Source organism: Crocinitomicaceae bacterium (assembly GCA_016708105.1).
Taxonomy (GTDB): Bacteria; Bacteroidota; Bacteroidia; order Flavobacteriales_D; family Crocinitomicaceae; genus JADJGJ01.
The window spans coordinates 665,334-678,033 of sequence record JADJGJ010000002.1; the positions used below are offsets into that span (position 1 = coordinate 665,334).

General features: G+C 38.0%; 11 protein-coding genes. 4 read left to right on the plus strand and 7 right to left on the minus strand.

Annotated features, from left to right (window positions below):
- The first annotated feature begins 3 nt into the window (after window positions 1-3).
- On the plus strand, window positions 4-1,344 hold the full coding sequence (locus IPH66_14030) for a NarK/NasA family nitrate transporter (protein ID MBK7130458.1): 1,341 nt from the start codon (window positions 4-6) through the stop codon (window positions 1,342-1,344).
- A 748-nt stretch (window positions 1,345-2,092) separates the two neighbouring features.
- On the opposite strand, the gene IPH66_14035 is transcribed toward IPH66_14030, so the two are convergent.
- Window positions 2,093-3,376, minus strand: coding sequence for a DUF1343 domain-containing protein (locus tag IPH66_14035; protein MBK7130459.1), 1,284 nt, complete (start codon window positions 3,374-3,376; stop codon window positions 2,093-2,095).
- A 40-nt stretch (window positions 3,377-3,416) separates the two neighbouring features.
- Here IPH66_14035 and IPH66_14040 point away from each other — a divergent pair, with 40 nt between their 5' ends.
- Both IPH66_14040 and IPH66_14045 read left to right on the plus strand, forming a co-directional pair.
- Complete coding sequence (locus IPH66_14040; GenBank protein MBK7130460.1) at window positions 3,417-5,063, plus strand: ABC transporter permease; 1,647 nt, start codon at window positions 3,417-3,419, stop codon at window positions 5,061-5,063.
- A 201-nt stretch (window positions 5,064-5,264) separates the two neighbouring features.
- On the plus strand, window positions 5,265-6,131 hold the full coding sequence (locus IPH66_14045; GenBank protein ID MBK7130461.1) for a hypothetical protein: 867 nt from the start codon (window positions 5,265-5,267) through the stop codon (window positions 6,129-6,131).
- Window positions 6,132-6,187: 56 nt separating this feature from the next.
- On the opposite strand, the gene IPH66_14050 is transcribed toward IPH66_14045, so the two are convergent.
- Both IPH66_14050 and folK read right to left on the minus strand, forming a co-directional pair.
- Window positions 6,188-7,876 (minus strand): hypothetical protein, encoded by a 1,689-nt coding sequence (locus tag IPH66_14050; protein ID MBK7130462.1) that lies wholly within the window; start codon window positions 7,874-7,876, stop codon window positions 6,188-6,190.
- A 107-nt stretch (window positions 7,877-7,983) separates the two neighbouring features.
- Window positions 7,984-8,496 (minus strand): 2-amino-4-hydroxy-6-hydroxymethyldihydropteridine diphosphokinase, encoded by a 513-nt coding sequence (gene folK, locus IPH66_14055; protein MBK7130463.1) that lies wholly within the window; start codon window positions 8,494-8,496, stop codon window positions 7,984-7,986.
- Between the two features lie 94 nt (window positions 8,497-8,590).
- On the opposite strand from folK, the gene IPH66_14060 reads away from it, so the two are divergent.
- Window positions 8,591-9,286, plus strand: coding sequence for a response regulator transcription factor (locus tag IPH66_14060; protein ID MBK7130464.1), 696 nt, complete (start codon window positions 8,591-8,593; stop codon window positions 9,284-9,286).
- Between the two features lie 208 nt (window positions 9,287-9,494).
- On the opposite strand, the gene frr is transcribed toward IPH66_14060, so the two are convergent.
- The 4 genes from frr to rpsB form a co-directional block, all read right to left on the minus strand.
- A complete protein-coding gene (gene frr, locus IPH66_14065) occupies window positions 9,495-10,058 on the minus strand; it encodes a ribosome recycling factor (GenBank protein ID MBK7130465.1) in 564 nt (187 codons plus the stop codon).
- Between the two features lie 9 nt (window positions 10,059-10,067).
- A complete protein-coding gene (locus IPH66_14070; GenBank protein ID MBK7130466.1) occupies window positions 10,068-10,775 on the minus strand; it encodes a UMP kinase in 708 nt (235 codons plus the stop codon).
- A gap of 116 nt (window positions 10,776-10,891) precedes the next feature.
- Complete coding sequence (locus tag IPH66_14075; protein MBK7130467.1) at window positions 10,892-11,722, minus strand: elongation factor Ts; 831 nt, start codon at window positions 11,720-11,722, stop codon at window positions 10,892-10,894.
- 28 nt (window positions 11,723-11,750) lie between these two features.
- Window positions 11,751-12,533 carry a 30S ribosomal protein S2 gene (rpsB, locus tag IPH66_14080; protein MBK7130468.1) on the minus strand — a complete coding sequence of 261 codons (783 nt, stop codon included), beginning with the start codon at window positions 12,531-12,533 and terminating at the stop codon, window positions 11,751-11,753.
- Between the last annotated feature and the right edge of the window lie 167 nt (window positions 12,534-12,700).

Genomic DNA, 12,700 nt, shown 5'->3' on the forward strand with positions numbered 1-12,700 from the left:
TATATGGGAACCTGGTTAGAAAAATGGACACCTGAAGATGATGTCTTCTGGAAAAATGAGGGAAGCCGGCGGGCATGGCGAACTCTTACCGTAACTACAATCGCTCTGATTCTTTCATTTGCCACATGGTTTATGGTGAGTGCAATTGCGGTAAAATTGCCTGGAATTGGATTTAAATTTGACAAAGATCAGTTATTCTGGTTAACAGCTATGCCTGGTCTTGCTGCCGGAATTTTCCGAATCATTCATACGTTCATTCTTCCGATCTATGGTTCTAGACATGTGATCACTTTTGCAACCATTATCAAATTAATTCCGGTAATTGGTTTAGGTTTTGCCGTGATGGATCCGTCAACACCTTTTTGGGTATTTATGGTTCTGGCTTTTACTGCTGGTTTTGGTGGAGGAGATTTCTCTTCATTCATGCCTAGTACGAGTATTCATTTTCCTAAAAGATTACAAGGTACCGCACTGGGTATACAAGCCGGTATTGGAAACTTTGGTGTGAGTGTTGCTCAGTTCATGACTCCTGCTATGTTAGGTATTGCAACCTATGGTGCGGCTGAAGTGTTCACAAAAACAGATCCAAAAACGGGTGAGGTGTTAACCTCAAATATTTATTTGCAAAGTGCTGCATTTTGGTACGCTCCACTTTTGATTGTTCTTGCAATTGTTGCCTGGTTAACTATCAGAAGTGTACCAATGAAAGCATCCATCAAAGAACAAATGGATATTTTTAAAGACAAACACACCTGGTTTTGTACAATCACCTATGTAATGACTTTTGGAGGTTTCTCTGGTCTTGCTGCTATTTTTCCATTGTTGATTAAAACAATTTATGGTGAATTTCCAGGTGCTCCTGACCCATTAAAATATGCATTCTTAGGCCCGCTGATTGGTGCTAGCAGTCGCGTTCTTTTTGGTTTTGTTGCCGATAAAGTGGGTGGAGCAATTCTTACTACGTTGACAGGGGTAGGTATGATAGCCGGTTGCGCCGGACTTGTTTTTACCGGAGCATTAACTCCAACTTCAGTAGATAGTTTTGATACTTTCTTGTATTTGATGTTGTTCTTGTTCTTCATTACAGGTGTTGGTAATGCCGCAACATTCAGACAATATCCAATTGTATTTGGTCATAATCCTCGTCAGGCTGCCGGTGTAATTGGTTGGACTGCTGCAGTTGCTGCTTTTGGTCCATTCATCTTTGCAATTTCTGTAAGTGCTGTGATGAAAGCAACCGGAAATGCAAATGGATTCTTTTACATATTAGCCGCATTTGCTGTAATCGCCACACTGATTAATTGGTGGTATTATAACAGAAAAGGTTGTGAAAGGCCAAGCTAATTATTCATATGTAGCTTTAGGGTAGTTATTAAAGCTTGGCATTTTTAGCGAAGAGGAGTTATAGGTCTCCTCTTCGTTTTTTTTTTTTGTATAATCTTGAGAAAAGATTTTAAGTTGGAGGTGAAAAAGTTTTGCATTTTTTTCCTCCCCCTTAATCCCCCTCAACGAGGGGGAAAGCAATGGGTCAAAAGTTTTGAAAAAGTGCGAACTAACGTCACCTCTTTTCCTCTCCTCAGTCCTCTGCAAAGGAGAGGAAGACCACTGCACACGAGTTTCCGAAAAGTGCGAACTAACGTCACCTCTTTTTCCTCCCCCTTAAACCCCCTCAGCGAGAGGGAAAGCCACAACACAAGGGTTTCCAAAAAGTGCGTACTAACGTCACTTCCTCTCTCTTGTGGAGAGAGGAAAGAGGAGTGAGGAAAAAAACACAATGGTTTCCAAAAAGTGTATACTAACGTCACTTCTTTTCCTCCCCCTTAATCCCCCTCAGCGAGGGGGAAAGCCACAACACAAGGGTTTCCAAAAAGTGCGTACTAACGTCACCTCTTTTTCCTCCCCCTTAATCCCCCTCAGCGAGGGGGAAAGCCACAACACAAGGGTTTCCAAAAAGTGCGTACTAACGTCACCTCTTTTTCCTCCCCCTTAATCCCCCTCAACGAGGGGGAAAGCCACAACACAAGGGTTTCCAAAAAGTGCGTACTAACGTCACTTCCTCTCTCTTGTGGAGAGAGGAAAGAGGAGTGAGGACTCACTCCTCATAAATCAAATACCCTTTCCGCATCTCCCTAAACCGCTCCAAATCTTCTTGCCAACTTGCTTCTATTTCTGCCAATGTTTTTCCGGCAAGTATTTGTGCTTTGAGTTCATCTGTTCCTGCAAGATTATTGATGAAATTGGTAGATAAAAAATAACTTGTCCCCATGTTCAATTTTTTATAGAACTCAAGCAAGTATGATAGATCTAATTTCTTTTTTTCTCTGATTTCTTGAATGTCTATTGTGGATAAATTGTATCCGTAACAAGTTTGTCCTTCAAGCACCGGATGAGCTGATGCCTCATTAGGCATTGGTTTGAAACTGTATAGTTTTTCCAATACATCAACTTCCATTTTGGGGTGACCAATTACTTCAAATGGTAAATCTGTGCCGCGCCCAATACTTACAACGGTGCCTTCAAAAAAGCAGAGTGATGGATATAAATAAATGGCGCGCATGGTTTTCAGGTTGGGTGATGGTGCTATGGGTAACTCATAAAATTTTGTATGATCCCAACCGGTGCATGGTATTACTGTGAGATCACACTTAACTTGATTGCTCAACCAGCCTTCTCCGTTTATCATGCCTGCATATTCACCAATACTCATACCGTGTACAACAGGTACAGGATGCATGCCAACAAAAGATTTAAATTTTGTATTCAAAACAGGACCATCTACATAGTGACCATTCGGATTTGGTCTGTCGAGAACTATGATTGGTTTTGAATTTTCTGCTGCTGCTTCCATCACATAATGCAAGGTTGATATATAGGTATAAAAACGCGCACCCACATCTTGAATATCAAAAACAAGAATATCAATATCTGCCAATTGTTCTGGTGTTGGCTTTTTATTTTTTCCATAAAGTGAAATTACCGGTATGCCGGTGATGGCATCAACTCCGCTTTCAACTTTTTCTCCTGCATCAGCATCACCTCTGAAGCCGTGTTCGGGTGAAAAAACTTTTATTACTGAAATTCCACTTTTTAGTAAAGTATCAACCAAATGTGTTTCATTCAACATGGATGATTGGTTTCCAACTACACCAACTTTTTTTCCTCGCAGCAATTCAAAGTAAGCTTCTGTTCTGTCAGCACCGGTTTTCACATCTGCATTGCAAAATAGTGGGTCAGGTTGTTTTATCAGCGTATCATCTTTAACTGAAGAAGTATTTTCAGTTAACACAGTTGACGCCGTTTCTGCTGAACATGACGTGCAAACGCCTAACAATAACAGCACTGAAAGTAGCTTATAACGAAAGAATTCATTCAACATCGCGTGAAGTTTTTGTACTTTTGAAATCAAATGTAACAAATTGAATACCGAATTATTCATAGCACGAAAAATAATCAGCTCTAAAGAGAATAAAAGCAGACTGACAAGACCAATCGTTATTATCTCTCTAATAAGTATTATGCTGGGCGTGGCGTTTATGATTGTGACGGTTTCTGTTGTTACCGGTTTTCAAAGCGGAATCAGAGAAAAAGTAATTGGGTTTGGTGCACATATACAAGTGACGGACTTGGATGATAATTCTTCAATGGAATCAAGCGCTGTGTTGAGTGATCAAGATTTTTACCCTGAATTAAATGATGACCCACGCGTAAAAAACATTCAACTTTTTGCATATAAACCCGCCATTCTTCAGTCACAACAAGATTCAGTACGAATTGAGTTGAGTGATAATAAAGACACCATTGAGTCAAGGCAGGATATTTTAGGAGTACGTTTTAAAGGGGTTGATGAACAGTATGATTGGAGTTTTTTTCAAGACAAACTGGTTGAGGGTAGATTGATTGATTTTACTTCAGAGAATAGTGAGGTGATGATTTCTAAATATATGGCAGACATGTTAGGTTATAAAACCGGTGATGAAATTGCTGCTTTTTTTGTTGAAGAAGATGGTCCTAAAAAAAGAAAATTTAATGTGTGCGGAATTTACCGCACAGGTTTTGAAGAATTTGATAAACAATTTATCTATACTCAAATCCATCACTTACAAATTTTAAATAACTGGGGTGTTCAAACAAATCTTACCGTGCTTGATACATGTTTAGGTGAATACTTTGTGATGGAAGCAAAATCATATCATGGTTCAGGTGGGTATCGTTACGATTGGGGGCGTGGCTACACTGAAAGCAAATACTATTTATTCACCGGTGAGCTCAATGATCGTATACGAGTAATTTCTACTGATTTTGAAATGGAAATTTATGGTATGTCACCAAATCCGGCGTCGGTGCCTGATACGGCGTGGGCTAAAGTGGTGGTTGAAAATTCTTGCACGTGCAGTGAACAAATTTTGCGCGATAAACCAATTGAGTATGTTTCAGAAAATGAGATTGAGATGCCTTTTGGAAAAATTCAAATCACAAATGGTCAGGGCACACATCACCTTTATACCGGAGGTTTTGAAATTATTCTCAACAGTTGGGATGATCTTGCTGAAATGGATGATATCATCTATGAAGAAATTCCGTTTGACATGAAATCAAAAAAAATCACAGATCTCTATCCGCAGATTTTTAAGTGGCTTCAATTTCTCAATATTGATATTGTAATTATGTTGGTTTTGATTTTGCTTGTTTCTGTTATCAATATGGTAACAACTTTATTGGTGATGATTTTAGAAAAAACGAATATGATTGGAATTTTGAAAGCACTTGGCGCAACGAATAAATCTATCAGAGCTGTGTTTTTGTATAATGCTTTTTACCTTTTAAGCAGGGGATTAATTATCGGTAATCTCGTTGGTATAGGGCTGGTTATTTTGCAACAGCAAACTGGTTTTGTTACCCTCAATCCTGATATCTATTATCTGGATACTGTTCCGGTTAATTTTAATATCTGGCATATTTTACTGATTAATTTACTCACCATCTCAGTATGTTTTATCACGCTACTTTTACCAAGTATTCTCATAAGTAGAATCACTCCTGTAAAAGCTATCCGATTTAATTAATCATCAATAGTTAACCAGGAAAAAATCACCCCAAAATGGCTAACTGATTTTTTATTTCCCTGGTACCCGTAACCAAATTTCATCGCTGAATTATTTTAATAGAATTCCCCGCTGTGCCATTTTCATGTTCTGTCAAGGTCATGAAAATGGTCTGGCAAAACCAGACAACTATGCAAGTATTCAAATTAAAACAAATGTCTGATGAAAAAATTCTATACAACCATTTCGGTCATGGCCATATCATGGTTAGGATCAACAGCGCTGGGATCAAATCACTTTACTTTAGACACACTGCTGAAACAAGGTGTCATTCAAGCATCATTTGAGGGGCTTGGTGGATATCAGGAAAACTGCGTTCAACTGATTGTGAAAAATAATTCGCATGATTCTGTTTACGGCTTTGTTGAGCCGGGCAGACGACTAGTTTCTGCTGATGAAAGTGAACAAGATATTTTTGTGGTGAAGTCAGCCTTGTTTGCATTAGCGCCCGGCAAACGTGATACCGTTTTAGTGCATGGCTTTTGTTGTGAAAGTACAAAAGCTGCCCCGCAAAAAGGATCTGTTTTTTTGTCCGGATTCATGGCACCGGTGGCCTGGGTTTTTATTGCTAATCTGATTGATAAAAATAAATTCTCTAAAGATGCTGTGCAGCACGCTGTCTGGGTTTTGTCTGATAAGCATGATATTCGTTCTATTCCTGCTTATTCAAATCCTGCTATGGATGCACTGAGACATGCCGTTGCCGATATTCTGGATATTGAATTACCGTGGTATTCGTTTTTATATAAAGAGGGTGAGGGTGAATTATTCTCAGGAATTAAAACGCATTTTTTTGCTGAGGTTGATTTTTCAATTCCGAAACACGCTATGATTTCAACTGAAGTCAGAGATGAAAGCGGGCATCTTATTTATGCTGATAATCCTCAATGGTTTGGTGGTGGTGATCATACGCTGCGCGTAAAATTTCCAATCGCCGGGTGGGATGAAAAAGGGTATCGTCTAAGTATAATGGAAGATTTAAATACCTTAAACACACAACGCTCATTCACGTTGAAAGATCAGCCTTAAACAAAAAAAACCGCCTCATTGCTGAAGCGGTTTCTTTGTATAAAATCAGTTCGGTATTATTGAACAATTGCTGTGAAAGATGCGTTTCCAAAGAATTTAATGAATTCTCTGTCTTTTGCAGCTTTACCTTTCAAGCTTGGATCTTTTGCGATTGCGTTTTTCAGGTTATCAGTAAGCATATTCAGATCATTTTTACGTGCTCCGATAATTGCTTTCAGGTAATATCCAAGTGCTGAATCTTTGTCAGGTGATGCATCAATAGTTGTTTTTGCTGCATCGTTATCACCGTTCAACAATTGAGCAAGTGCTTTGTTGAATGTATTGAAGCTTCCAAAATTTCCAATTGCTTGTGCATATTTTCCATTTTGAATATCAATGATACCTAAGTTGTATTTCACTTCAGGACCAGCAGAGATCGCTGAGTTGAATAATTTAGTTGCTTTTGCACGATCTTTTTCTTTCACGTGTGCAATAATTCCAAGGTTATTCAATGTAACAGGATTTTCTTTAATGCTGTTTGCTTTTTCCCAGTTGGTTTTTGCATTATCTAGGTCATTTTGCATATAGTAGCAGTAACCTACGTTGTTCCATCCTCTCCAATCTTCAGGATATTGTTTTGTAGCCAATTGATAGCAACGCATTTTTTCATTGATATCAGTGTACAAAGTAGCCGTGAAAAGAAGCTCTTCAATAGTTAAGGTATCAGGTTTAGTTAATGAAAGTTGTTTCAACTCTTCATCTGACCAACCAATTTTATCATAAACTACGTTGATTTGAGTTCTTCTCAATGAAGGAAGAATTTCTTTTTCAAGTTCTTGATAAGTTTTACCCATGTTTTTGATCTCTTGCTCACGTTGACTTGGATCAGAGTACATTTGTAGAACACGGATGATTAGTTCTTTATCTTTCAATTGTGAAGCGTTCACAGCAGTTTTGAAACCTTCCCAGTCTTCACCTTTAGGCTGAGCGTTCATTGTGATTTGCTGAGTGAATTTTACTTCTTGCAACATTTTTTCAACTGCTGCCTTTCCTGAAAGTGCACGGTCATTTGCTAATTGATCGTTTTTAGCAATTTCACCTTCTGGAGAAGCGTAAGCAACAAAGTTGATAGCTTTTACTTTTTTCTTTGGGTTCACTTGAGCATCAGCCATCCATGCTTTGAAAACAGGAATGTCTTTATCTTTCAGTTCTGTTGAACGAACATCTGATTTTCCTTTCAGGTAGTTGATTTGAGTACCTGTGAAAACTTCTTCAGTAGTTCTAACAAAGTTATCTTTTCCAATTAACGCTTTATCGTCAAATTGTACTAAGTATGGAGTGATGATAGTACCATCAGCAATTTTTTCAGGATCAAGAGCGATTTCTTTTTTCCCTTTTTTAACATTACCGGTGATCATTAAATCTGCATTTTCCATTGATGGATCATATGGAAGAACGTCAGTGTAATTTACCGTACCACCCGGTTTGTATGAAATTGTTTGTCCGTTTCCGGTTGCTTTTTCTCCTTGAACAGTGATAGTTTTGAATGAAGAGTTACCAAGTTGCGGAGTAATCTCAGCAATGGCTTTCTTTTTCAAACCTTTTTCAGGGAATTTTACGGTAACGCTTACTTTCACGCTGTCACCATGCATTTGTACCGGATCTTGTTGTACGGTGTACTCTACGTCACCTATTAACTTACATCCGGTTAGCATTGCACCAACTACGGCAATGGCTGCTAAACCTTTATAACTTTGCTTTTTCATTAGATCTGATTTTATATCCTTATTTAATTACCTAAAAACTGTGCAATATTAAGTAATTTTTTTCATCCGATACCCTAAAACGGGCATTTTCGGGTATTTTATGAATCTTAATCGTTTACAGCAAGTCTCAAAGCCTTGATTTCAGTGGGATTTAAAGTCTGTATTAATTCTTTGATATGCTTCTTTGAATCAGGATGCATCCAATTGGGTGAAATATCTTGCAGAGGTAGTAATACAAAGGAACGCAAGTGCATTTTTGGGTGCGGAACCTCAAGTGCTTCACCCGTTATAATTAATCCGGCGTAGTCCAGAATATCTAAATCAATAATTCTTGATTCATACCCGCATTCGCTTTTCCGGGTTCTGCCCATTTCAGTTTCAATTTTCTTGAGCTCTGCAAGTAATTGAACGGGATCAAGTGTGGTGCGTATGCTGATAACGGTATTGTAAAAATCTTGTGAAGCTTCAAATCCCCACGGGGGTGATTGATAGATGGGCGATAAGTGATCAATGAAAATGTGCTCTTTTGATTCAATTAATTCATAACAACGCTGCAGATTTTCCATTCTATTTCCAAGATTGGTGCCAACACCGACAAAAATTTTTTCTTGCACAAACATCTTCTCTTATTTACCGTTTCAAATCTACCATTATTAATTTTTAAATTTGCAGCGCCGAAATTTAATTCGGCATCCTGATCTGAAGAAAAATATCATGGCAATTGCTAAAAAAATTTTATTGGTTGAAGATGAAGAAAGTTTACTCAATGTTCTTTCATTAAATCTTGAACTTGAAAACTATGAAGTAGTTATTGCAACATCAGGTAAACAGGCATTGAATCTTTTTGACCAATCATTCAGTTTAGTTATTTTGGATGTGATGTTACCTGAACTAAGCGGCTTTGATGTGTGTCGTGAAATACGCAAAGTTAGTCAGGTGCCGGTATTGATTATTTCTGCCAAAGGCACTTCTGCTGATCGTATTGCCGGTTTAAAATTAGGTGCAGATGATTATCTGGTGAAGCCCTTTAATCTGGAAGAACTTTTACTGCGTGTTGGAATTTTAATTGACAGAAAAAAAACAGACATCGAATCTCTGCCTGATGTTTTTGAATTTGACGGTCATCGAGTGAATTTTAAAACGTATGAAATAGTTCCGGCATCGGGCAATAAACAAACTTTATCAAGAAGAGAAATGGAATTGCTGAAATTGCTCATCACTAAAAAAGGTGAGGTAGTTTCACGTGATTTAATTCTAGATACCATTTGGGGTAAAGAACAGTATCCTACCAGCCGAACTATTGATAATTATATCTTGAACCTACGAAAATACTTTGAAAAGGATAATCGCAATCCTCAGTATTTCAAATCATTAAGAGGTGTTGGATATAAATTTGAAATTAATTCTTAAATCCCAGCCAACCAATTTAATTCTTTAAGCGTTATACCATCAGAACGCAATTTGATTGCTTCTGGTTTTAATTTCCTTGCACGGTAACCTGAAAAGAGCATGCTACTACCACGACTATCAGTAATCTCTTTTCAGGTTTTTTTATTTTCCTAAAAAAAAATCCTGCCACTTGCGCAACAGGATTTATCAAAATGTTTCTTGTATGAAATCAGATTGTCATAATATCTGATTCTTTTTTGGCGGCTAATTCATCACAACGCTTAACGGCTGCATCAGTCAAGGTCTGAATTTTTGTTTCTAAATCTTTCACTCTGTCTTCAGGCAAACCATCGGTTTTAAGTTTTTTCAATTCATCCATTGCATCTTTGCGATTGTTACGGATACCCACTTTCGCATGCTCAACTTCTGCTTTCACTTTTTTCACCAGATCTTTTCTGCGCTCTTCTGTTAATGCAGGTACGTTGAGAATTATCATGTCTCCGTTGTTTTGCGGATTCAAACCAATATTTGCATTGATAATTCCAGTTGCAATGGCGTCAAGTATTCCGCGCTCCCAGGGTTGAACTGTAATAGTGCGGGCGTCCATTGTATTTACATTGGCTAATTGGTGAATCGGAGTCATTGCACCGTAATATTCTACCATTACACTGTCAAGCATTGAAGGTGTAGCTTTACCGGCACGCACTTTTTCTAGTCCTGCAATAAGATGCGCAATAGTTTTGTCATTATTTTCTTTAGCTTGTTCTAACAACAACTGAATTTCGTCTTCCATAACATGATTTTAGGAGGTTACTAAAGTACCAATTTTTTCGCCTGAAACAACTCGCAGTAAATTGCCTTTTTGATTCATGTCAAAAACAACAATGGGTAAATTATTTTCTTTGCAAAGTGTAAATGCAGTGAGATCCATTACATTGAGCCCGCGTTTGTAGGCCTCATCAAATGTAATGGTATCAAATTTTGTAGCTGATTTATCTTTTTCTGGATCTGCTGTATAAATTCCATCAACGCGAGTGCCTTTTAAAATAACGTCTGCATTGATTTCAATGGCTCTCAAGGCCGCAGCTGAATCGGTAGTGAAATAGGGACTGCCGGTACCTGCGCCAAATATTACTACTCGTCCTTTTTCAAGATGTCGTACGGCTCTTCTTTTGATAAATGGTTCAGCAATTTCTTTCATTTCAATGGCTGATTGCAAACGGGTATAAATTCCCAACTTATCCAGCGCTGCTTGCAAAGCCATACTGTTAATCATGGTTGCTAACATCCCCATATAATCTCCTTGGGTTCTGTCCATGCCTCCATGTTCAGCCTGAACTCCCCTGAATATATTTCCACCTCCAATAACTATGGCCACTTCAATACGTGCATCACAAAGTTGTTTGATTTCAGCTGCGTATTCGTTTATGACTTTGTTGTCAATTCCAAATTGTTTATCTCCCATGAGAGATTCTCCGCTCAGCTTTAGAAGTACTCTTTTATATTTCATTTCTTCGCTCTTTTTATTGCCATTTTATAGGCAAGATATTTATTTCTTTGTTCTTGATTTCAGCTCAGGCAAAAAAAAAGAGAGACTAAATCTCTCTTTCTTTTTTTTAAATCTTATTATTTTAATGCAACCCGTTTGAAATCTGAAACAGTAAGCCCTTTCTCAGTATCATTGAGAAATTGCTCAACAGATTTTTTATTATCACGGATAAATTCTTGAGACAATAAAGTACTTTCTTTAAAGAATTTTTGCAGACGTCCTTGAGCAATTTTCTCAGCCATGTCAGCTGGTTTTCCTTCTTGAATGGCAAGTTCTTTACCAATTTCAATTTCACGTCGAACCGTGTCAGCATCAACTCCATCTTTATTTAATGCAATTGGAGCCATTGCGGCAACTTGCATCGCTACTTGTCTTCCTGCATCTGCAACAGTTTCACCAGCTTTGTTAAGTGCTACAAGCGTTGCGATTTGGTTACCAGGGTGATTGTATGCAACTACAGTCTCTCCATCAATAATCCATAAATTCGAAAGTTCAAGTTTTTCACCAATCACACCAACTTGTTCAGTAATTTTTTCAGCAACGGTTAAGGTAGCATCATATTTCTCATTCATGAATGATTCTATAGATGCGGGACGTGTTTTTCCGGCAAGATCAACAAATGAATCTACCAGTTTATAATACGATTCATTTTTTGCAACGAAATCTGTTTCACAATTCAAGGCAAGAATAACACCGGTTTTTGCGTTGTTAAAAGTTTTGGCTATCGTGATTCCTTCTTTTGCTTCGTTGTCACCGCGTTTTGCAGCAACTTTTTGTCCTTTTTTACGCAGGATGTCAATGGCAGCTTGTGTATCACCGTTGGCTTCAACAAGTGCTTTTTTGCAATCCATCATTCCTGCTCCGGTAATTGCCCTTAGGTTATTTACCTGTGCGGCTGTAATGACCATTTCCATGATGTTTATATAATGCGATTAATTAATTTTCTGTCTCTTCAACGTTAGCCTTTACTTTCGGACGGCTTGATTTTTTTGCAGCATCATCTCCGTCTTCTTTTGCACCGGCACGTGAATTTTTACGCTCTTCAAGTCCTTCATTGATGGCTTCAGTTACTTTATCCAAAATTTTTGCAATTGATTTTGTTGCATCATCATTTGCGGGTATGATAAAGTCAATACCGCGTGGGTCAGAATTAGTATCCACCATTGCAAATGTTGGAATTCCCAATTTTTTGGCTTCTTTCACAGCAATATGCTCTTTCATTACATCAATAACAAAAATAGCAGCCGGTACGCGAGTCATATCAGCAATGGTTCCGTAGTTTTTATCAAGTTTACCACGAGTACGTGACAATTGCAAACGCTCTCTTTTTGAAAGGGTAGCAAGTGTTCCGTCTTCACCCATTTTATCAATAGATGTCATTTTGCGGATAGCTTTGCGGATAGTACCAAAATTGGTAAGCATTCCGCCTGACCAACGTTCAACTACAAATGGCATTTTTGTAGGTTTCACACGGTCAACCAAAATATCTTTTGCTTGTTTTTTGGTAGCCACAAACAATACTTTTTTACCAGATTTTGCGATTTGTTTCAACGCTGCGCATGCCTGATCAAGATGTACTGCTGTTTTATTTAGATCTAGAATGTGGATGCCTTTTTTTTCTGTAAAGATGTAAGGCGCCATATAAGGGTTCCACTTACTTTTCAGGTGACCAAAGTGAACACCTGCTTCTAACAATTCTTCAAATGATGTTTTGTTCATTTTTTTCTTTTTGTGTCCGTCTTTGACGAACGGTTGTTTACTTTCTTTTTACTTTTTTCCGCAGCTGACCCCGTCAGGTGCGAAGGATTCGTTTTAAAGCAATCACTGAGTAGCATTCTTGTTTGAATAGTCTCAGCAATTTAGATACTAAACGACCCCGGAATATC